Raw genomic sequence first — 22,580 nt, 5'->3', positions numbered from 1 at the left:
TTACCAAATTAGATATAAGGAGAAAAAATGGCTTACTCACACACAAACTCAAAAGGTAACACCTACTACCTGCATTCCAAAGGCAAGATGTTCTTCTTCTCGAAGGAGATCAAGGAAGGCGTTCTTGAAGCCCTCCCCGCCGGATACACAGTCAGCGAAATGAAGACCGGTATGCTCGTGCTGAAGAGAATCCCCGCTGAAGGCGAAGCAGCCAAACCCGCGGAGACCCCCGAAGCGTCTTCATAAAGTATAACCCTGTTCGACACAACCAAATTGTTCTTTTAGATAATAAGGAGACCAAAATGACACGTAAACAAGCATCTAAAAGCCATGAAACGAAAGTGGGGATGCCATGCCTACACTAAACCGCGTCCAGTTGATCGGCCGTTTGGGCAGAGACCCCGAAAGCAAATTCACCCCCACAGGCAAAAAAGTGACCCATTTCAGCCTTGCCGTCAGCAACCGCTGGAAAGACAAGAACGGCGAAACAAAAGAAGCCACCGAGTGGGTCAACATCGAAGCCTGGGGCCGCCTCGGCGAGGTTTGCCAGGAATATCTGAAGAAAGGCAGTCTCATCTTCCTTGAAGGGCGATTGAAGACTGACAAGTATGAGGAGAAGGGTGAAACCCGCTATTTCACCAAGGTGGTAGCCCAATCTCTGGAATTCCTCGATAAACGCCCTGCCGAAGAACCCATGATGGCAGTGGACGAAGACCCAGGCGATTACGAAGCGTAAAGTAGTAATAAGTAGGTAAAAAGGCAATCATCGAAAGGTGACTGCCTTTTTTATTTTATAATCTGAAAATGAACATCCAGCGACTCACTTCCCAAACCATCCTTCCTGAGCTTCCGAAACTCACCTCACTTTTGCAGAATGCGGTCGTAAACGGCGCATCGGTGGGATTTTTGCTTCCGCTTTCGGAGGATGAAGCCCTCGCCTACTGGCAGGATGTCGCCAAGGCTATCGAAGGTCCGCACCGCATTTTGCTCGTGGCAAAAATGGACGATGAACTCGCCGGAACGGTTCAGCTTGACCTGGCCAGCCGCGCAAATGGAAGTCATCGCGCAGAGATTGCCAAGCTCATGGTGCACACCTCCTTCCGCGGGCAGGGAATCGCGAAGGCCTTGATGAATGCCATCGAGCAGGAGGCAAGACAGGCGGGCAGAACCACACTCGTACTCGATACACGCGAAGGCGACCCATCTGAAAGCCTGTATGCAAAACTTGGCTATCAACGCGCAGGGACCATCCCCGAATATGCGCGCAGCATCAATGGTCAGCTTCATGCGACCGTGTTCATGTATAAGTTATTGAAGTAATCCCGCTATAAGGTACTCAAATTGATCTTGGGGGAGTTTTCTACCTGACTTCCCCTATCAAAACAGGGGAGAACGCCTCTAACTCCATTTTGGGAAGATGCATAAACTTATGAAAGATATATGAAAAATTCATAAGACAAGTTTGTGCATATATCGCTCTCACAAAATCTTTATAGAGGAGTTCACCATGAAAAAGTTTACGTTCGCAATTTCCCTGATTGTGCTGGCATCGCTGATCCTTTCAGCTTGCGGCGCCCCCGCGCCAGAACCAACCGAGGCACCTGTTGTGGCAACTGAAGCCCCAGCAACTGAAGCGCCCGCCCCCACCGAGCCCCCCATGCCTGCATGGGATGCCCCTAAAGGCGCGCTTGTCGCCTCCCCCGTTGATGCTGCTCCCACGCTCGACGGCGTAGCTGATGAAGCTTTTTGGGCTGATGCCGAAGATTTCGTCGTTGATGTAGATGGCGGCTTTGGCGGTTATGAAACCAAAGTTAATATTAAGGCTGTTTACACCACTGATAGCGTATACTTTCTCGTCACCTACACCGACCCCACCGAATCCTGGTATCGCTATCCGTGGGTCAAGCAGGAAGACGGCACTTGGAAACAGGATAAAGACCCAGACGACAAAGGCGGAGACAATAATCTTAATTACGAAGACAAGCTGGCCTTTATCTGGCCGATCAACAACAGCATTGAAAAATTTGAAACCAAGGGCTGCTACACAGCCTGTCATGACGGCGAAAACCCTGATCTGAAGCCCTACGGCAACAAATACACCGCTGGCGAAGGCCAATTGGGTGACATCTGGCACTGGAAATCCGTCCGCAACCTGAACCAGATCGACGATCAATATCTTGACTGGACACAGTTCAATGCCGAAACCGCAAAGGAAGCTGGGCGGAAGAGCGATCCGAAGGAAAGCGGCGGCTATTCAGACAACTTTGCAAGCATGCCCGATCCTGCCGATGCAACCAAGACCGTTCCCGACAAGACCATGCCCGGCTTTACTTCCCCCAGCATTGACCTTACCACTGGAGCCCCTGGTTACATTCTCGACAGTGAAAAAGTTGCCCTTACCAAGGAAGAACTCGATGCCATGCCTGCTGGCACAATTATCCCCGGCATCGTCAAATCTGAAATCGTCGGCGACCGTGGACAAATCTCTGCGGGATGGGTATGGGCCGATGGCATGTGGACAATTGAGTTTGGCCGCTTGCTCAACACTGCCTCTGAATTCGATGTCGAATTCACCGACCTGACCGCTCAATACTTCTTTGGCGTAGCCATCTTTCAACCGTCTTCTCGCTTAGGTTCAACAGTTTTCCAATTTCAGCATTGGTTTTTCCCTTGGCAAGATGCAGCAATACATCCATTTCCCGGTCTGATATTTCGCGGAAGGCATCTTCCTCGGCTTTTCTCTCTGCCTCGCGGACTCTTGTCAGCAACCTCGCAGTTGTGGATGGATCAAGAACCGATTCACCCCTCGCTGCGGCCTGGATTGCGCGAATCAGCTCTTCGTTCCCGACTTGTTTAAGCACATACCCAACCGCTCCCGCATTGATGGCACGCATCACTAATTCATCATCAGCAAAAGAAGTGAGCATCACCACCTTGACCAATGGAAAACGCGCCGTGATCTGGCGTGTGGCTTCGATGCCGCCTTCCCCCGGCAGACGAATGTCCATGAGTGTGACATCTGGAGAGAGTTTTTCAGCGGCATTTACAGCCTCTGCGGCAGTGCTAGCCTCTCCGGCCACTTCCATATCTGGCTGGTCATTGAGCAGGGTCATCAAACCGAGGCGAACAAGCGCATGGTCATCAACAAGCAAAATACGAATCTTTTTCATCTCAATCTTTCCAGGGAATTTCGAGGGTAACAACAAGACCCTTGTCATTTTCAAACAGGATTTTTCCATTCAACAAACGCGCACGGTCACGCATATTACGAAGGCCATATCCATTTTTTACTTCCGGGGGAAACCCTTGTCCGTCATCTCGAATCCGAATCTGCAAGAATTCACCCAAGTCATGGGTTTCAATAGTCACATTTTGCGCATGCGCATGGCGAACCGTGTTTGCCATAGCTTCATTAACAATGGAAAATAAATGCCCCGAACGCACATTTGAAATGAATTTTCCGACAGGCAATTCATTTTTGATGATGATATGAACCATCGTGTTGTAATTGGGATTCTCTGCCACTTTCTGCAAAAGCTCCGGTAGGGGCTGCTGAATCGTCTGGGTATGAGCATGCAACTCGGACAGATTCCGCCTCAAATCCAAAATCGAATCGCTAAGAGCGGAAACCGCGCGTTTAAGCCGTTTATCCATTTCACTCTCAGGTTCAGCCAGCCGTGCTGCAGATTCCACCAGCAGTCCCGCCGTATAAACTTTTTGGATCGCTCCATCGTGCAAATCACGGGCGAGGCGCTCCTGCTCGGCGTTTACGATCTGTTGTTGCTCCAATTGCTCAATACGACGTTCGGTTTCAAGATCGAAAATCTCCAGTGCTCGTATCAAGGTAAAGGTGATGATCATGGCGATCAATGAACGGAACACCAGCGGAGGCACATCCAGCAATTCAGTAAATGTTTCTGTGTTAACAAGATTACCTGGAAAAAAACTCACAGGGGGTACGATCAACCCGCCGATTACAGCATAAATTCCCAAGGAAAGCCCGGCAATACGAAACACTTGAACAATCTTCGGCACATTCAGAGGTTTAATGCGCTGCAAGGTATGGGCGCGCAATCCATACGCAGCTAGCATCCCACCGGGAAAGCCAATGAAATAACGCGCCAACGCATTGGCAAGACGCCTCCAAGCAAGATCATTTGGGTCGCCGGGGAAGATAAAAAAGACAAGACCAATCCAAAGCGCCAGCAAGGCGGCAGATTCCCAATGGATAGTCCAGCGGGTACGCTGTTTGGATGGATGCACAGTGAGACCAAATTCAAAAAGACAGATAAAGGAAATCGCCAGAAGTATCTTATGGATTAAATACAACACTCGCATGGTGGCTTCGCTGAGATACTCTGATTGAATGGGGATAAAAAGGTCGCCCCATTCGTAAAAGCCATGGGTAAGGCCAAAGGCCGCCAACCAGCGCAGGCTGCGCGCTAAATCAAGCCGTGAGGATTGGCGCGTTTGCAGGATGATGCCAAATCCCAAAAGAAAAAAGACCAATCCATAGACAAAGAGAATGATCTCACGGTTTAGTCTGAAAAATTCAGAAAGAGTGATCATTTCACGAATTCAACCCATCAATAAGGTGATGAAAGAACAACGCGAGCGAAACCGCCAAGGCAAAGACAGCATACCAACGCCTTCGGAGAACCAAAAGAATGCGGCGGATGGAGAAGCCGAACTCCATTTCCACAAACTCGTTAAAAAGGATATAGGTTCCGTAAGAACCAAGTACGATCATGACAATGGCGTACAAAAAATTGGACATGTCTTTTTACCGTGACCTTCATCTAAAGCAATAATTTTTATTATAGGCGGAAACAATCAGGAATCGATCATCATCCTTTTATTTCCTTCTTCGAACGGCCAGATGAAAAGGAGCCAAGTCTTTTTAGGGTGTCTTTTTTGAAAATACAAGGATTTACAAGAAGAACAATCCAAACAAACCCGCGGCGGCTACGACCCACGCAACGGTCCATTTTGATTTGGAGAGGAAGAGCGTGAGGAGGGCAAGGCTAAAGATGATCCACGCGTTCAGGCCGAGGATGGTTTCACTGAGGATGCCCAATGCCGTGGCGGCAATCAAGCCGACAACACCCGCTGTCACGCCGTCTAAAAAAGCATGAGCGGATTTGTTTTCGATCAGCTTTTCGAGATAGTCGTGTCCGATGATGGTGAAGGCAAAGGCAGGTAAAAATATACCAACCGTGAGGGCAATCGCGCCAAGCGGACCTCCACCGAGGTAGCCGACAAAAGTGGAAAAGATGATCAGCGGCGCAGGGAGCAAGCCCGAAAGGGCAAGGCCATCGAGAAATTGGGCATTGGTCAGCCAATGTCCCACTTCGACCGCGTCATGTTGAATGAACGGGATGGCGGTGTATGCGCCGCCGAAGGTGAGCAGTCCCGCGCGCAGACCAGACGCAAAAAGGGAGACGAGATCGGTCGCAGCGGTTTCAGTGACCTCGGCTGTTGAGAAGGTCACTGCATTGAGGGGAATGCCAAAGTTAAAGTAAATGATCGAGAAAACAAAAGCAATTGCCAGCGTGAGAGCGAAGCGGATCTTCTGTCGCTCGGCAAAGGCATAGACGAATCCAACTGTCAAAAGGGTGATCAAGAAATTAATGCGAAGCAGTTGGGCAAATCCCGCGAGGAAGGCCATGCTCCATAACCATTTATTTGCCTGCAGGGCGTGGCCGCCAATGCGATGCACCGCGCGGACGATGAGTGCGGCGACGGCGGGCTGCATTCCAAGAAAAACAGATTGAAAAATGGGCGAGTTGATTCCATAGGTGACGTAAAACCACGAAAGCGCGAACATGAGCAGAAAGCCCGGGGTCATAAAGCCAAGGCCAGCAAGAAACGCGCCGATGCGACCGCCTGCAAGCATACCGAAATACACGCAAATTTCGTGTGCCTCGGGGCCGGGCAATACTTGATACACCGCCAGCACACGATTGAATCTTTCAGACGAGATCCATTTTTCCTCGTCAACCAATTCGTGTCGGATCATCGCGATCTGTGCGACGGGTCCGCCCCATGCGAGAAATCCAAAACGAAGGAATCGCAGGAAAATTTTCAAATGAGATTCGTGGGGAATGTCGATTTGCTCAGATATAGACACGCTGCTTTTCCTTCGACGAATTAATATTGAGATGTGAGTTGTTTCAGTATGGCCAATGTTTCTGCTTTGCCCCCCGCCCCATTTTCACCGCCCGGGCCTACGCACGAAGGACAGCCATCTTCGCATTCACATTGACTTACCAATTCAAGGGCGCGTTGAATTAATTCATCATGGATCTCAAACAGTTTCTGGCTAAAACCTATGCCAGCAGGGACAAGGTCATAAAGAACAACGGACGGTTGACCGTTGACAGCAGACCATGCAGGGTCGGTGTGGGTACCCAGATCGCGCGGGTCGCACATGAGGAAGAGGGGCGCGAGGTTGCCCAGCACAAAGCCGAGGCCGCCCAATCCGCTGCGGATGCGGACGTTTTGCTCCACTTTTTTGTGGCAGCTTGGGCAAAGGGTGGTGAGATTCTCGAGGCGATTGGCCTGCTCCCTTGCCGCTTCGAGGGATGACGCATTCCGCACAAAGGAACGAAATGGAGTCTTGTGATGCACATCGTGTTGTCGCGCCCGGAGTGTAGTTGAAGGGTCCTTCTCCAATGCGCCGCAAACCTGACATTGATATTTGTCACGCGCACGCACGCGATCACGGATCTTCGGCCACTCGGGGCCGTAATCATTGGGGTCGTTGGTCCAAACTCCGGCGTCGCGCAGATTCGCTACGGCTTCTTCAGAAAGTGAAAGCCAATAGCCGGTGGTCTGCAATTCGGAGGGCGGCATGTCGAGCGGTTCCTGTCCGAGGTTTTCATAGGTGAACCAGCGAATCTTGCGGAAGCCAACCACCTGTGTGGTGACTTGAATCTCGCCATAATTTTTATCACAGCCCGGAACAGTCTCCTGGGCAGTATGCGCTGTGATCTCGATCTCTGAATTCTTTTGCGCCTCGGTGTAGTAATCCAACCCAACGGGCACAAGTTGGGCAATATGATTTTCGATGTTGAATTCCTGCACAAAATATTGCTGGGCTTCGTGCATGTAGATCGCGCCGGGATGTACCATCCATGCGGCGGATTCACCATCGACGGTTCCAATCGTCAGCGGTCTTCCGTCCTCGGTTACGCTTTGCAGCACCACGCTTTGCGGCGAAGCCGAACGCAATGAAATATTCGCGGCGGGATATTGATCTTTCATCCAATAATATTTTTCGTTCGAAAAATGCGCATCCTGATTGGCAACGAGAAATTCGAGATACTCATCCAGCAATTCATCAGAAATACCGCCAAAACCGTCGCCTTTTTTGAACGGCAATTCGAACATCGCACAACGCAAATGCTCAAGCAGGATCAGCAAATGATTCGGGTTCACCAGTGCCATCTCCGGCGAACTGCCGAAGAAATATTCGGGATGATGCGCAAGGAACTGGTCCAGCGGATTGGGCGACGCGACCAGCACAGACACAGCGGGATCATCGCCCCGCCCCGCCCTACCCGATTGCTGCCTCGCGCTGGCAATGGTGCCCGGATACCCGACGAGAATCGCCGCGCCAAGCCCGCCGATATCGATTCCCAATTCAAGGGCATTGGTTGCCACGACGGATTTTACAGAGCCGTCCCGCAATCCCTGCTCGATCTCGCGGCGCTGATGAGGGAGATAGCCGCTGCGATAGCCGCGAACTTGATTTACATTTGACGATTGACGATTAACGATTGGAGATTGGAGATAGGTCAGGATAATTTCAACCGAACGACGTGTTCTCGCAAAAACAACAGATTGAACATCATAAGTCAGCAGGTCATTTGCCAGCCGCACACTTTCAAGCAGACTGCTTTTCCGCAAGCCAAGCGCGGCATCGGTGACGGGTGGGTTGTAAATGATAAAGTGACGTTCGCCGCGCGAGGAACCATCGTTGTCAATGAGTTCAACTTCCTCTTCGATGAGACGCTCCGCTAGTTCCTTCGGGTTGCCAATGGTAGCCGAAGCCAGAATGAACTGCGGCTTTGCGCCGTAGAAATTTGCCACGCGTTTCAACCTGCGGATCACGTTGGCAACATGCGAGCCAAAGACACCGCGATACGTATGCGCCTCATCGATGACGATGAATTTCAAGTTGGAGAAAAAGTCGCTCCAGTTTGCGTGATGCGGAAGAATCCCCGTATGGAGCATATCGGGATTCGAAAGAACAATGCGCGCGGTTTTACGAATGGTGGGACGATTGGCCTGCGGGGTGTCACCGTCGTAAATCGATGTTGGCAGGTTTGAAAGTTGAAATGTTTCAAGTTTCAGGTTTTCCAGTGTCGATAACTGATCTTGTGCCAATGCCTTGGTTGGAAATAAATAGATCGCACGTGCTTCAGGGTCTTGAAGCATAGCTGCGAGGACGGGCAGATTGTAAGCCAGGGTCTTTCCGCTGGCGGTGCCTGTGGAGAGGATGATGTTTTCCCCGGCACGGGATCGAGTCCATGCGGAGAGTTGGTGGGAGTAGAGTTGGTCAATGCCGCGGGTGGATAATGCTTCTCGAAGCGGGGCAGGCACATCGGTCGGGATGGGATGCGTTTGCGCGGGGCGCGGTGGAGTCGTCTTCCACGCAAAAAAATTGGGAGCGGTTTGCTCATCCCGTTTCCAAAAGTCGAGTAAAGGTTGAATGGTGTTCAAGGGATTTTTTACGGTTCTTCGCCAGCGGTGTGCAGGGAGCGGAATGCCCATGCGCCCAGCCCGAACGGTACCCAAAATGTGACCGTACGGTATGCGATGGTGATAACGACCGCCTGACTCCAGTTGACGTTTAAAGAGGAGAGTGCCACAGGCATGAGGCCTTCCACAATGCCAATGCCCGAAGGCGTAGGCGAAACGATCAGAAAGAGATACGCAATGGAAAAGCCAGCAATGATCGTGCCTGCTGAAAACGGAACTTCAAATGAAAGAAATGAACAAACCAGAATACACATCAACAATATTTTATCCAGAAGTCCCCACAGGATGGGTCTGACCAGGCTGGATGGTTTTTCGTTAAGCCCGGAGAAGCCTTCTGCAACTTCATGGGCAAATTCGCGTGCACGGTCTTCACTTAGATAATCGCGCTTGAGGAAGAGTCGGGCAACGTAGTTTATCAACTTCACTATTTTAACCAGCAGGTTTCCGAGTTTTTCCTCGGAGCGATAACCCAGATAAAGGATGAAGGCGTAGGCGGCGGCAATACCAAACATAAAAAGCGAAGCCGAGATCTCACTGGCATCGAGATCATTGCGGCGAACAAGAACCAATAGCCCGAGCGCCAGTACAATCAGAAATGCAACCTGATCGAGCGAAAGGAATAATGCAGCGGCGACCGTCACTCTTCCGGCGGGATGTCCGCGCCTGCGCGCTTCGGCGGCAAAAAGCGCCACGCCGCCCATGCCCGCTGTCGGCGCAACAATGTTGATGAAATTGGCAGCGGCGGCAATGCGGCTCAAAACCAAAATGGATTCTTCAAGGCCAAGCAGGCGGTACACCGATTTATACATCCGCCCTGTGGTGAGAAGCCAGATCATTTGAATCAAGATCGCGAGAATAAAAAATCCCAGATGCGCCTTCTGCAAAGTAACCAGGATCGTTTCAAGTTCACCAAAACTCAGCACAACCACTGCAATACCAAGAAAGAGCACGACAATGAGGAATAATTTTTTCATCGGGAACGATTATACACGTCTGACAGAATATAAAACGAACCCACCCGTGAAGAAACTTCGGGTGGGTTCGTTTTCATTTTACAAAGATCGATCAGCTTCGGCGTCTGCCACCGCCGACGAGGGAAACATAGTAAAGCAATTGCAGGATGGCGGTGATGAGACCGGCGACATAGGTCAGCGCGGCGGCATTCAATACAGCGTTGACTCCGCGCTTCTCTTCTTCGGTTTGGATGATACCGGTTTGGGCAAGCAGTTGCTTCGCCCGGGCAGAGGCGTCAAATTCCACGGGCAGGGTGGCCAATGCAAAGACTGCGCCACCCGCAAATACGATCACGCCCAGCCAGGCCAGTTGGGTAAAGTTTAGGAACAGGCCGATCATGATCAGGAACCAGCCAAGGTTGGAACCAATGTTGACGATCGGGACCAGCGCCGAGCGGAAGCGAAGCGGGAAATATTCCTCGGCATCCTGCATGGCATGGCCAAGCTCATGTGCGGCGATGGCAACCGACGCAACTGAATTTCCGTTGCCGACACCCTGCGAAAGGTACAGGGTTTTGTTGCGCGGGTCGTAATGATCGGTGAGTTCGCCCGCCACGCCTTGAATTTGCAAGCCATACAAATTGCCCGTGGACATTAATCTCTGTGCGGCTTGCGCGCCGGTAAGCCTGCTGCTGACAGCCACACGGCCCCATTTTCTATAGGCTGATTTGACATACCAGGAAGTCAGCGCCATAAGGATGAACGCCGGGATCATGTATATTAGGTAAGTTGGACTGAAGTAAAACATTTGTTTATTCTCCTGCTGTAATTACGCAAGTGCTGAGTTATGGTTGCGTCGGGACTGCGCTTGGCACAGCGGTCGGCATGGAAGTGGGGATCGGGTTTCCGCTGATCATCGCGAGCAAGGTTTCGATGGCCGCATCGAGTTGGGGGTCGAGCTTGGCCTTGTAATCTTCCTCGGTCATTTCGACAAACACGTCAGGGGTCAGGCCGATCTCGTGGATGGTGTGTTCATTTGGCGTCAACCACTTTGCAATGGTTATGCGCACAGCGCCATTGTCGCCGCTGAGCGGGATCCAATTTTGTACAGAACCTTTTCCATAGGAAACCACACCCACAAGTTTAGCGCGGCCGTAATCCTGCAAAGCGCCTGCCACAATTTCAGAAGCGGATGCAGAGCCTTCGTTGATTAACACAACCATCGGGATGTTCGTGTCGGTGGCAAGGCCGCCGGGAAGCACATCATAGGTCCTGCGTTCGCCATTGCCATATTGTTCGTAAAGCGCCACACCCTCCCCCGCAAACTGGGAAATGACCTCGACGGAAGTTTGCAAGTATCCGCCACCGTTGTTACGCAGGTCAAGGATAATGCCCTTGGGGTTTTGCGCCATCAGATCCGTAAGGGTTTCAAGTAACTCAGCTGTAGTCTTCGCTCCGAAAGTGGTTATCTGAACATAAGCAATGTCGTTCTCGAGCATTTTGCCTGAGGCAGATTTGATGGTGATCTTCTCACGCACCACATCGAATTCAAGCAGGGCGGCCTCGCCTTCGCGAAATACTGTCAGATGGACGGTTGTGCCTGCGGGACCAATGATCTTACTGCGCGCCACTTCCGCAATCGTGCCTGTCATATCCTCACCATTGATCGCAACCACTTGATCTCCAGGCTGAAGACCTGCGCGTTCAGCAGGAGAGCCAGGCATGGGACTGGTAATGGTCAAGTATGTGGTGGTGACATCCACATACGCGCCGATGCCTTCATATTCACCTTCAAGGCTTGAATTGGCCTGTTCGTAAGTGGTCGGGTCCATGTAGGTGGAATGTTTGTCGCCAAGCGCCTGCATCATTCCGTTGATGGCGCCGCGCATCAAGGCCATATCGTCCACGGGCTGGTTTACATAATTCTCGTGGATGATCGTCCAAGCTTCCCAGAAGGGAGCAAAAAGGGCTTGGGTGTCTGCCGCAATTGCCGCCTGCTGCTCGGGAGATATGGTCGGTTCAGCAGAGATAACTGGCTGCTCAAAACCAGGAATACCGGGAATGCCAGCCACTGGAACGAATTGCCCGGTTACGAATCCGCCCGCAAACGAACCTAACACAAGCACGATCACGACCAATGCGGCAAAAATATACTTTAAAGTGTTATTCACAATAGCCTCCAATTTGGCTTAACTTCGATAAAAGATAACATTCGAGGATTAAAGTTTGCTGAATTCTTTGTACGATTTGTGTAAGAAAGCACTTGAAAGGTCAACTTATGCCCCCAAAGGCATGCAGATGCGAAGAGAAAAAGCCGAAAACCTTGTACCTGCGTGTGAGGTTTTCAGAAACAGCAACACTTCATTTTTCTCAAGGCGAAGGGTTCTCGTTGTCCTTTTTTCCCTTTTCCAATTCTTCCACCCTTTGGCGCAGTTCTTTAATCTCGTCATCCTTTTTCTGAGCGGCTGGATTCAACGACTTGCTGAGAGTTTCGAACATATTGCTCTTCTGGCTCGATCGCATCAAGCCGCGCACAATTCCGTACATAAAAAAATTCACACCGACGATGATCACAACAAAAATGATCGCCGCAACACTGGCTTTGCTTGATTCCATTAGCGTGCCTCCAAAATTTCCACAAGTTCATTCCAATCGGTGAAGTGCGCGTCGGCGTCTTCCATACTCCAGGAGTTGTCACACAAAATGCTGAACATGCCTGCTTCACGGGCGGCGCGGGTGGTGCGGCGCAGGTCATCGATCATTACACAGCGCGAAGGATCGGTTTCGCCAGCAACCTTCATAGCGATATCGAATGACTCGGGCATGGGTTTGCAGTATGGCGCAACCGTGGTCACATCCACGATGTTGGAGAACAGGTCGCGCAGGTTGAGCGCGGCGAGGACTCTTTCAGCGTGGGGAATGTCTGCGTTTGTAAAGATCAGGTTGCGGGTTGGGAGTGAAGCGATGACCTCGCGTTGGGTCGGGTTTGGGGTGAGGTAATTGCCGAGGGGCAGGTCATGCACATAAGCCAGAAAATCTTCCACATTGATGTTGTGATGTTTTTCCAGGCCTTTCAAGGTGGTGCCGTATTGTAGATAATATTTTTCGCGCAACGCGGGAATTTCATCTACTGGAATATTCATGCGCTCGCGCATAAATTCATTCATGCGCTGTTTGATGGCAAGCCACAAATTTGTGGTCGGCGGATAGAGGGTGTCATCGAGATCGAAGAAAATGGTGGTGAATCGCATTGAGAGATTATATAATACCGCCTCCAATTTGTGTAAATTGCAAGCGGGTATAATCGGCTCATGCCTATTCGTCTTTTATCTTCTGAGGTTGCTTCGCAAATTGCCGCAGGTGAAGTGGTTGAACGCCCCGCTTCTGTTGTGAAGGAACTAACCGAAAACGCGCTGGATGCGGGCGCGAAAAATATTTCCATTTCAATCGAGGATGCAGGGCGGACTCTGGTTGAAATTGCAGACGACGGATATGGGATTCCCGCAAACGAATTGGAATTGGCCGCTGCGCGTCATGCGACCTCGAAGCTGGTTCAGTCCGAAGACTTGTTCCACATCCAGACATTGGGTTTCCGAGGCGAAGCCCTGGCTTCGATTGGATCGGTTTCGCACATGACGATCACTTCGCGGGTTGCTGCTGCCACAGAAGGTGCGCGCTTAAAAGTGGACGGCGGCATTGCGGGCAAGGTTGAAAAAGTCGGCGCGCCAGTTGGCACAACTCTGCGCGTGGAAAATCTTTTTTACAACGTGCCCGCGCGTTTGAAATTTTTGAAAACTGATGTGACCGAGCGCCGCGCGATTGATGCATTGGTCACGCGTTATGCGCTGGCGTACCCAAACGTACGCTTCAAAGTGACCGACGGAAAGCAAGTCACTTTGCAAACAGCGGGCGATGGAGATCGGCGATCCATTCTCGCGGCGTTATATGGTGTGGATGTTGCCAAGCAAATGCTCGAAGTGATGGCGATGGAAGAAGGATTGTCTTTGACGGGGTTCATCAGCCCCACTTCGCTCACACGATCAAATCGAAAAGAAATAACATTCTTCGTCAATGGCCGCTGGGTACAGGATTATTCATTGACCACGGCATTATTACAGGCCTATCACACCCTGTTGATGGTGGGACGTTACCCGCTCACGACTTTGTTTTTGGATATTGACCCCGAAGATGTGGATGTGAACGTCCACCCGACAAAAGCAGAAGTGCGCTTTCGAAGTCAGGATAAGGTTTTTAGTTTCATTCAACGTTCGGCGCGCAAGGCATTGCTGGCTTATACGCCTGTGGCATCGGTCTCACCGCAAATGTGGGGTGGATCACGGCCCGTTTCATCCGAAGGCAGGGAGATTGGGATCGATTGGTCGATTGGACATGATGATGAGTTACAGGTTACAGGTTCCACGTTACAAGTTGAGAGTGAGTCTTCGCCTAGTACCCAACCTACCAACCTGCAACCTTCAAACGTTCAACCTGCAACCTTCAACACCGTCCCCTTGCTCCGCCTTATTGGTCAGATCGGCTCCACCTACATTGTCGCTGAAGGCCCAGACGGATTGTATTTGATCGATCAACATGCGGCGCATGAGCGGGTATTGTTCGAGAAGTTGATGGCACAGCACGATAAGAAGAGCATCCCTTCGCAGGCATTGCTTACGCCCGAGGTGGTGACATTACCTCCGCAATCATCGAAGGCATTAATGACACAACTGCCGTTTTTGAATCATTTCGGTTTTGAAGTGGAAGAATTCGGAACAAACACGTTCCAAGTCCGCGCCATGCCTGCCTTATTCGCAGGTGGTGATCCATCGTCTGCGCTGCGGGCATTGGTGGAAGACTTTGAAGAAGATGAAACTCCGCTGCAAGCCGAAGTGGAAGCGAAACTTGCGGCGCGGGTCTGCAAACGGCTGGCGGTCAAAGGCGGGCAGACGCTTACAATCGAGGAACAGCGCGCTTTGTTGAACGACCTCGAAGCCTGCACTTCTCCGCGCACCTGTCCGCATGGCAGGCCGACGATGATCCATTTGTCGGTGGACACGCTGGAAAAACAGTTTGGGAGAAAAGGTCCGCGGTAAATTCGCAGTACCGCTAATTTTGTAAGGTGGGGCATTAACGCTTATTGAATGGGCTAAAATTGAAATCATGAAACAACTGGCGGAATTAATATCTTCAAAAGATGCAGAAAGTATCCTGGAGAATCTCCATGCCATGATCGCTCTTGTTGAAAGCGATGGCACTTTGGTCTCATGGAATCGAGCCTTCGAATCGTATAAAAAATTTTTTCCCGCGGCGAACAAGCTGGGGGATTTCTTTTCCCCAGACGATGGGGAACAGATCACATCCAAGCTCAATTCAAGAACAAAAGAACACTGGATCATCAAGATTCCCATTCCAATGGGCACAGACGAGTTTGTCATTCAATGCGACTGCCTGCTCCTGCCGATGGAGGATGGCCGTGTGACCTTTATCGCTGAAGAGATCCATCTGGATTCGGCGCTGCAAGAGGTGCTCGAACGGCTGAACAAACAAGTGAAATTATTCCAGATCGAGAGCGAAGTTACAAAGAAAATCGCCCGCAACAAACAGATCGAGATGGAAGGCTATATGGCCCAGGCGCTGGAAGTCACGCAAATCGATGCCCTAACCTTTCTGCTCAACCGCCGCATGATTATCAAGGAACTTCAAGATGAGGTGATGCGGGCCGAAAGATACACCAGCATGCTCTCGATCTCCATCATTGACGTGGATCATTTCAAGACCATCAACGATACCTACGGTCATCAGGTGGGGGATGAAGTTTTGAAAAAGATCGCGCTTCGATTGCAGGACCATGTCCGTCATCCCGATGTTGTCGGGCGCTATGGCGGCGAGGAATTTCTCATCCTCCTGCCAAGTTCGGATGCCCAAGCCGCCGCAGACCAGGCCATGCGTCTGTGCAAATTGATGCGCGAAATGATCGTCAACGTGAACGGCGATCAGAATTTGGGCGTCACCATCAGCGTTGGCGTCGCACAATTGCAGCATGGGGTGGACACATGGGACTCCCTGCTCAATCGCGCAGATAATGCCATGTACGCAGCGAAAAGCAAGGGGCGCGACGGCTGGGCCGTGGCCGAGTGACAAACAATTTATCATTTGGAAGTTTCCTGACCTTGCAATTCAAAACTTAAAAAATCCACAGTCGTCTGGCTGTGGATTTTTTGCGAAGGGGGATGTTCAGCAAAAGTTATCATAAATCATAAGCAAGTCTAATAAGCAGACGTTATATCCATCACTTGTTTGCATTAGCAATCCCGATAATAATTGTGAAAAAATACACAATTTGTGAGGCAAAGTGCAAACAAAACCCATCTTTTTAGTACTAGCAGGCATGTTCCTCATTGCGGCGTGCTCAACCACAAAGGTCGAGCCACCTACCGCGACAGTAATGCCCACTGAAACAGTAGCAGCCCCAACATCCACGCCTGAAGCGGTTTCTGAAGAATGTCTGGCGTGCCACACGGACAAGCAACGTCTCATTGATACGGCGAAGCCCATTGAGGCCGCTGAGTCAGAATCCAAGGGGGTTGGCTGAGGGGGCGATGTGGCTCCGTTGGAGCCATGGGAAAAAGTATTGGTGGATGGTGAAGCGTTCCTGCAAACTGACCACGGCAAACTAACCTGCATTGAATGTCATGCGGGTGAAAATACTGCGGAAAAAGATTCCGCTCACAATGGTTTAATCGCCAGCCCAAGTGCGCAACCTGAAGAGTTTTGCGGCGAGTGCCATGAAGATCAGGTTGCTTCGTACCCAAACAGTTTACATAACACACAGGCAGGTTATTGGACCGCGATCAATACCCGCAGCGGCGACATCCCTGAAAACCATCCTGTATTGGAAGAAATGTTCGGAAATCATTGTGCCACCTGCCATACCACCTGCGGTGAGTGCCATGTAAGCCAGCCAAAGAATGTGGGCGGCGGATTGTTCACCGGACATGTGTTCGAGAAGACTCCGCCGATGACCCGTTCATGCACGGCCTGCCACGGCAGCCGTGTAGGGAATGAATTCCTTGGAAAGAACGAAGGCATACCGGGCGATGTCCACTTCCGTGAGGCGCGCATGAATTGCGTGAAATGCCATGAAGGTACCGACTTGCATGGCACAGCAGATGCCTCGTCTGCTCCTGATCACCGTTTGGAAGGTGCAGAAGACCCGAAGTGCGTTGACTGCCATGCCGAAGTTGTATCGGGTGATGCAGTTGAAATGCACCAACAGCATGGTGAGACCCTGTCCTGTCAGGTCTGCCATTCAGTGACCTACACAAGCTGTGATGGCTGTCATGTGGCAGTCAGCGAAACGAGCGGCAAACCGTTCTTCGAAACACAGGCCACCTACTCCACATTCCTGATCGGACGAAATCCCATCCAAAGCGAAGACAGACCCTATGAATTCGTACCTGTGCGCCATGTCCCATCTGCGCCGACAAGTTATGAGTTCTACGGCGAAAACCTGCTGCCTAATTTCGACGCACTTCCAACCTGGGTGTATGCAACCCCGCACAACATCCAACGCAACACACCGCAGAACGCTTCATGCGAAGCCTGCCACAGCAACCCTGAAATATTCCTCACCGCAGAAAAAGTAAATCCCGAAGAGTTGACCGCGAACGCCTCCGTCATTATCAGCGCCTTGCCGCTTTCAATCGATGTGATTCTTTCAGCCCCGGTGTTGCCCGCTGGGCATGAGAAACACATTGGTGACTCATGCCTGTTGTGCCACGAATCGGGTGTGAAAGATGCGCCAGTCAACCCTGCAGACCATGTTGATTATGCAGATGCAAACTGCACAAAATGTCATAAATTGCCATAACCATAAACAAGGAGAAAGAAAATGTCCAAGAAAGTACAATTTTTATTCGGACTGTTGATTGTCGTCAGCATGATCCTAAGCGCCTGTGGTACGCCAGCCACTGAACCCCCGGCCGCCACTGAAGTTTCCGTAGTCGTCACCGAAGCCCCGGTGGTTGTTACTGAAGAGCCCGCGCTTGATGTGCAGGCATTATTCACCGACCTGGTCGCCAGCCTGCCCGCCGACAAAGGCTACGGCACCGTGAAACCAGCCGCATTGAATGAAGAACTGGTGGACAAGGCTCCTTTCCTGCTCGATGTGCGTGAAGCCGCTGAAATTGAAAAGGACGGCTTCATCGAAGGCGCAGTCAATATTCCGGTGCGTGATGTGCTCAACAACCTCGACAAACTGCCCGGCCTCGATGAACCCATCGTTATTTACTGCGGTTCCGGTCATCGCGGTGGAATGTTAATGGCAGCCCTGAAGATGTTGGGATACACCAACGTCCGTAATCTAGGTGGCGGCCTCGGCGGATGGAAGAAAGCCAACCTGCCTGTGGTTACCGGCTCCATGCCTACGGCTCCCGCAGCCATAAGCACCGCCATCATTGCAGATCAGGCACTGTTCGAAATGCTGAACGGCTTCTTCGCCGGCATGCCCGATGATTTCTACTCGGTCAAATCGGACAAACTCGCCGAAGAACTGACCGGCACACCGCCTGTCATCATCGATGTTCGTTCTGCAGATGAATGGAACAAGGATGGTTACATCGACGGCGCGGTCAACCTGCCATTCAGCGATTTCTTCGCCAGCATGGACCAGGTCCCCGCTGACAAAAATGCCCGCATTGTTGTCCTGTGTGCCTCCGGTCATCGCGGCTCCATGATTATGATGGCACTGCGTCTGATGGGCTACACCGATGTCGTCAACCTTGCAGGCGGTCTGAACGCATGGAAAGCCGCCCAGATGCCTGTCGCCGGTTGGATCGATTGGGCAGCCAAATGGCCTGAATACATTGCCTCCCTGCCCGAGGGCTATTCCACCATCAAAGCCGCAGACTTGAACACCGCCCTCACAGAAACCCCGCCCTTCCTTCTGGATGTGCGCGAAACCGCTGAAGTCACAACAGATGGTTTCATTGCGGGTGCGATCAACATCCCTGTGCGCGAAGTACTCAACAACCTCGATAAACTGCCCGCCAAAGACCAACCCATCGTTATCTACTGCGGCTCCGGGCATCGCGGCGCAATGGTAATGGCCGCCCTACAAATGCTTGGATATACCGACGTGAAGAATCTCGCTGGCGGACTCGGCGGCTGGAAGAAAGCCGAACTGTCCGTGGAAACTGGAACGACTCCTGCCGCGCCGGTAGCTGGTACCGCCCCCGAAGTGGATCCCATCCTCTTCCGTGATCTGAATGCCTTCCTCAACACCCTACCCGAAGGGTACTACACAGTCAAATCCGCAGACTTGAATGTGGAACTCACTGGAACACCCGCTCCTATTCTTGTGGATGTCCGTACAGCTGAAGAGACAGCTGGTGGTTATATCGAAGGCGCGCTCCTCATCCCGTTTGTAGATTTCTCCGCCAACCTTGCCCAACTTCCCGCAGACAAGGCCGCGCCCATTGTGGTTCTGTGCCAGTCCGGTCATCGCGGTGCAATGGTCATGATGTACCTGCGCATGACAGGCTACTCCAACGTTCGCAATCTTGCTGGCGGCATGAATGGCTGGGTTGCTGCTGAATTGCCCGTTGTGAAGTAATCGCAAAGGCGGGAAGCAAGTTCCCGCATACAAAGTCACCGTCCACGAGGGAAACTTCGTGGACGGTTTTCGTTCGGGTAATTACCCCATGGCGTCAGACCGAATTTGTGACAATGCACACTGGTCAGGAAGATAAGTCAAATTTATGCTAACACATGAAAACCATCATCATCACTTATCGTCACGATCGGAGCAAAAAATGATCGAGATCTCAGCCTTGCGTGTCTTTCTAGCCGCCGCCGAGGAAAAAAATTTTTCACAGGCCGCCAAACGTTTGCACATGTCGCAATCTGCTGTCAGCCAGCATATTCAAGCCATGGAACAGGCGTATCACGTGGAATTGTTCCTGCGGCGCGGACGGTCGATTGCTCTCAGTGAGGCGGGCGAATCTCTGCTGCCCATGGCCCGCGAGGTGCTACGCTCGGCGCGGCTGTTGGAAGACAGCCTGCACAATATCAATCACGAAGTTGGCGGGGAGTTATTGATCGCCTGCTCCACATCCGCAGGGAAATATCTGATGCCCGTCCTGCTTTCCATGTTTCAGGAGCAGTACCCAGCCGTGCATCCGCGTGTCAAAGTGATGGGACGTGACCGTGTCTTCGAAAACCTGATCGCCCAAAAGATCCCCATTGGTGTCACCAGCAAATTGCTCGAACATCGTGATATTGAATGCCAACCCCTCTTCGAAGACCGAATCTACTTGATCGTGCCGGTCGATCATCCATGGGCTGAATATGGCTACGCCACCCCCGATGATCTGCTCGACCAAAAGATCATCCTGCGCGAGGAGGTCTCAGGAACCTGCGAAACCGTGATGCAGGAATTGAAAAAATTCAGCATCATGCCCGATATGCTCAATGTGACCATGGAGCTCGGAAACCCCGAGGCCATTGAAATGGCTGTAGAGCGTGGCGTGGGCATTGCCTTCGTTTCAGAAATGGTCGCGGCACGCGGTCTGGCCTTCGGGCATATCAAAAAAATCGAACTGCAAGGCGCAGACTTACGACGCACGGTTTACATCGCGCGTCACATCAATAACCCATTCACACGGGCGCAATCCCTGTTCTGGGAATTTGCCCAAGCCCAGCGAACACAATTGAACACTGAAATCTGGCAAAGCCTGACTACATTCGTGTCTTAACTTGTGCTAAACTTAACGAACATTTCTCATCTCTGGGAGTTTCCATGCTTACCCTTGTAGAAAAAATCCTCTTCGTTATTGCAACACTTGTTTCGCTTTATTTCACCTATCGTGGTGTGATGAAGATCGTCGCTCACATCTCCAGCGGACAGGGAAAAGTGGATTGGTCGCTCGTTTGGAAACGGATTGGTGATCTCATCGTCAAGGTGGGATTGTTCCAACCCGTTTTTCGTTTCAGGCTTGGCCCCAGTATTTTGCACGGACTCATCGGTTGGGGTTTTCTTTCTTTTCTTTTGATCAATCTAGCGGATCTGATCTACGCCTACACAGGCTTCAAACTCCTCGACAACACCGGCCTCTTTGGCGACATCTACCGCCTCATTGCAGACGTTGCGAATGTTGCCATCGTGGGCGGGATCCTGGCTATGGCATTTCGCCGCTTCATCCTGCGACCTGACACATTGTCCACTCGCGATACGACTTTGCTTCACCCGAAAGCAAGAGCGGGCATCATGCGCGATTCAGCCATTGTTGCCACGTTCATCTTCATCCACAACACGATGCGGTTTTTGGGAGAATCTTTCGGGGTGGCATTGGCAGGTCACACTGACAGCTGGCAACCAAGCATCTCGGCGGTGTCCCAGCTGTGGGCGGGGGTTGATGCGAGTGTCCTCGTAGCGGGGGAACACATCGCGTTCTGGATGTCGATTGGCGCAGTCGTCGCCTTCCTTCCTTATTTCCCATATTCAAAACATATTCATCTTTTCTTCGCGCCGTTGAATTTTGCATTGAAGCCCGAAAGAAAATCCATCGGCGAATTAAGTTACATCAATCTCGATGACCAAAGCATCGAACAATTTGGCGCGGCGAAAATGAAAGACCTCGGCTGGGAGCAGATCATGGACAGCTACGCCTGTATCATGTGCTTCCGCTGTCAGGAAGTTTGCCCCGCGTACAACACTGGCAAATTGCTTTCCCCTGCTGCGTTGGAAATTAACAAGCGCTATCATTTCAACAATGGCGGCACAACCGATGTGCCGATGTTGGATCTGATCTCGGAAGAAGCCGTGTGGGCATGTACAAGCTGCGGCGCATGCGTGGACATTTGCCCCGTGGGCAACGAACCGATGCGCGACATTCTCGACATCCGCCGCAATCTTTCGATGATGGAAAGCGCGTTCCCGAAGCAACTGGAATCTGCGTTCAAAGGCATGGAGCGCAACCAGAACCCGTGGAATGTTTCGCAGGGTGATCGCATGAAATGGGCGGAAGGCATGAGCGTGCCAACCATTGAGCAAAATGCCGAGCCTGAAATTTTGTGGTGGGTTGGCTGCGCTCCCGCAACAGACACGCGCGCGCAAAAGACCGCGCAAGCCTTTGCAAAAATTTTGAATACGGCAGGAGTCAATTACGCCGTGCTTGGCAAGAATGAATCCTGCACAGGTGACTCGGCCCGCCGCGCAGGACGTGAAGATATTTTCTTCGGGCTTGCTTCACAGAATGTTGAAATTTTGAATGAGGTTGCGCCAAAGCGAATCGTGACAACCTGCCCGCATTGTTTGCACACCATCAAGAATGAATACCCAGCCTTCGGCGGGAATTATCAAGTCATTCACCACACGCAATTAATTAACGAGCTGGTGGGTGCTGGGAAAATTTCCATGAATTTGGAAGGCGACAACATGAAGGTCACTTTCCATGACCCGTGTTATTTGGGCAGGCACAACAAGATCACAGATGCGCCGCGAGACGATTTGAAAGCCGCGGGCATTGAAACCGTGGAAATGCCGCGCAACGGAGCCAAGTCCTTCTGCTGCGGCGCGGGCGGCGCGCAAATGTGGAAGGAAGAAGAGGAAGGCTCGGCGCGTGTGAACGTGACCCGCTTCGCCGAAGCCAAGTCCACGGGCGCGAATACGGTGGCTGTGGGTTGCCCCTTCTGCCTGACGATGATGACAGACGCCAGCAAAGCAGACGGCGACTCAATGCAAGTGAAAGATGTTGCTGAGATCGTAGCGGAGAGATTAAAGTAAGAGCAGGGAATGACACTCAAAAACAAGACGCCCAACGATAATATTATCGTTGGGCGTTACGCTTTCTATGAAAGCTACAT

Annotated in this window: 19 protein-coding genes and 1 pseudogene; 10 read left to right on the top strand and 10 right to left on the bottom strand. The window is 51.5% G+C overall.

The window, feature by feature from the left end; translation table 11 throughout:
• Positions 1–27 precede the first annotated feature (27 nt).
• The 4 genes and pseudogenes from IPI86_RS12970 to IPI86_RS12955 form a co-directional block, all read left to right on the top strand.
• On the top strand, positions 28–246 hold the full coding sequence (locus IPI86_RS12970) for a hypothetical protein (protein ID WP_345298429.1): 219 nt from the start codon (positions 28–30) through the stop codon (positions 244–246).
• 106 nt (positions 247–352) lie between these two features.
• Positions 353–736, top strand: a complete 384-nt coding sequence (ssb, locus tag IPI86_RS12965; RefSeq protein WP_345298428.1) for a single-stranded DNA-binding protein — start codon at positions 353–355, stop codon at positions 734–736.
• Between the two features lie 68 nt (positions 737–804).
• Entirely contained in the window at positions 805–1,320 is a 516-nt protein-coding gene (locus tag IPI86_RS12960; protein WP_345298427.1) for a GNAT family N-acetyltransferase, read from the top strand.
• A 337-nt stretch (positions 1,321–1,657) separates the two neighbouring features.
• A pseudogene (locus IPI86_RS12955) lies at positions 1,658–2,557 on the top strand (ethylbenzene dehydrogenase-related protein); the annotation flags it as partial.
• Between the two features lie 13 nt (positions 2,558–2,570).
• On the opposite strand, the gene IPI86_RS12950 reads toward IPI86_RS12955, so the two are convergent.
• From IPI86_RS12950 to IPI86_RS12905, 10 genes are all read right to left on the bottom strand, one after another.
• The gene (locus IPI86_RS12950) at positions 2,571–3,113 is read right to left on the bottom strand and encodes a response regulator transcription factor (protein ID WP_345298488.1); all 543 of its coding nucleotides are present in this window, start codon (positions 3,111–3,113) and stop codon (positions 2,571–2,573) included.
• Positions 3,114–3,171: 58 nt separating this feature from the next.
• Positions 3,172–4,569, bottom strand: coding sequence for an ATP-binding protein (locus IPI86_RS12945; protein ID WP_345298426.1), 1,398 nt, complete (start codon positions 4,567–4,569; stop codon positions 3,172–3,174).
• A 1-nt stretch (position 4,570) separates the two neighbouring features.
• Positions 4,571–4,777 carry a hypothetical protein gene (locus tag IPI86_RS12940; protein WP_345298425.1) on the bottom strand — a complete coding sequence of 69 codons (207 nt, stop codon included), beginning with the start codon at positions 4,775–4,777 and terminating at the stop codon, positions 4,571–4,573.
• Positions 4,778–4,930: 153 nt separating this feature from the next.
• Complete coding sequence (gene chrA, locus IPI86_RS12935) at positions 4,931–6,130, bottom strand: chromate efflux transporter (protein ID WP_345298424.1); 1,200 nt, start codon at positions 6,128–6,130, stop codon at positions 4,931–4,933.
• A gap of 20 nt (positions 6,131–6,150) precedes the next feature.
• Positions 6,151–8,778: a DEAD/DEAH box helicase gene (locus IPI86_RS12930; protein ID WP_345298423.1), complete on the bottom strand. Its 2,628-nt coding sequence runs from the start codon at positions 8,776–8,778 to the stop codon at positions 6,151–6,153.
• Positions 8,736–9,740, bottom strand: coding sequence for a lysylphosphatidylglycerol synthase transmembrane domain-containing protein (locus IPI86_RS12925; RefSeq protein ID WP_345298422.1), 1,005 nt, complete (start codon positions 9,738–9,740; stop codon positions 8,736–8,738). The genes IPI86_RS12930 and IPI86_RS12925 overlap by 43 nt, the downstream gene beginning before the upstream one ends.
• 91 nt (positions 9,741–9,831) lie before the next feature.
• Positions 9,832–10,527, bottom strand: coding sequence for a zinc metallopeptidase (locus tag IPI86_RS12920; RefSeq protein WP_345298421.1), 696 nt, complete (start codon positions 10,525–10,527; stop codon positions 9,832–9,834).
• A 37-nt stretch (positions 10,528–10,564) separates the two neighbouring features.
• Entirely contained in the window at positions 10,565–11,890 is a 1,326-nt protein-coding gene (locus tag IPI86_RS12915) for a S41 family peptidase (protein WP_345298420.1), read from the bottom strand.
• 199 nt (positions 11,891–12,089) lie between these two features.
• Entirely contained in the window at positions 12,090–12,335 is a 246-nt protein-coding gene (locus tag IPI86_RS12910; protein WP_345298419.1) for a hypothetical protein, read from the bottom strand.
• The gene (locus tag IPI86_RS12905) at positions 12,335–12,970 is read right to left on the bottom strand and encodes a pyrimidine 5'-nucleotidase (protein WP_345298418.1); all 636 of its coding nucleotides are present in this window, start codon (positions 12,968–12,970) and stop codon (positions 12,335–12,337) included. Before IPI86_RS12905 ends, IPI86_RS12910 begins: the two co-directional genes overlap by 1 nt.
• 60 nt (positions 12,971–13,030) lie before the next feature.
• Here IPI86_RS12905 and mutL point away from each other — a divergent pair, with 60 nt between their 5' ends.
• From mutL to IPI86_RS12875, 6 genes are all read left to right on the top strand, one after another.
• A complete protein-coding gene (gene mutL, locus IPI86_RS12900) occupies positions 13,031–14,809 on the top strand; it encodes a DNA mismatch repair endonuclease MutL (RefSeq protein ID WP_345298417.1) in 1,779 nt (592 codons plus the stop codon).
• Between the two features lie 133 nt (positions 14,810–14,942).
• The gene (locus IPI86_RS12895; RefSeq protein ID WP_345298416.1) at positions 14,943–15,854 is read left to right on the top strand and encodes a GGDEF domain-containing protein; all 912 of its coding nucleotides are present in this window, start codon (positions 14,943–14,945) and stop codon (positions 15,852–15,854) included.
• A gap of 463 nt (positions 15,855–16,317) precedes the next feature.
• Positions 16,318–17,586 carry a multiheme c-type cytochrome gene (locus IPI86_RS12890; RefSeq protein WP_345298415.1) on the top strand — a complete coding sequence of 423 codons (1,269 nt, stop codon included), beginning with the start codon at positions 16,318–16,320 and terminating at the stop codon, positions 17,584–17,586.
• A gap of 21 nt (positions 17,587–17,607) precedes the next feature.
• Positions 17,608–19,329, top strand: coding sequence for a rhodanese-like domain-containing protein (locus IPI86_RS12885; RefSeq protein WP_345298414.1), 1,722 nt, complete (start codon positions 17,608–17,610; stop codon positions 19,327–19,329).
• Positions 19,330–19,528: 199 nt separating this feature from the next.
• The gene (locus IPI86_RS12880; protein ID WP_345298413.1) at positions 19,529–20,470 is read left to right on the top strand and encodes a LysR family transcriptional regulator; all 942 of its coding nucleotides are present in this window, start codon (positions 19,529–19,531) and stop codon (positions 20,468–20,470) included.
• Between the two features lie 44 nt (positions 20,471–20,514).
• The gene (locus IPI86_RS12875) at positions 20,515–22,500 is read left to right on the top strand and encodes a heterodisulfide reductase-related iron-sulfur binding cluster (RefSeq protein WP_345298412.1); all 1,986 of its coding nucleotides are present in this window, start codon (positions 20,515–20,517) and stop codon (positions 22,498–22,500) included.
• Positions 22,501–22,580: the final 80 nt, after the last annotated feature.

It is taken from the genome of Candidatus Villigracilis affinis, assembly GCF_016705895.1.
Taxonomy (GTDB): Bacteria; Chloroflexota; Anaerolineae; order Anaerolineales; family Villigracilaceae; genus Villigracilis; species Villigracilis affinis.
The sequence above is the reverse complement of the archived record's forward strand: the minus strand, read 5'-3'. Positions and strand labels throughout refer to the sequence as shown.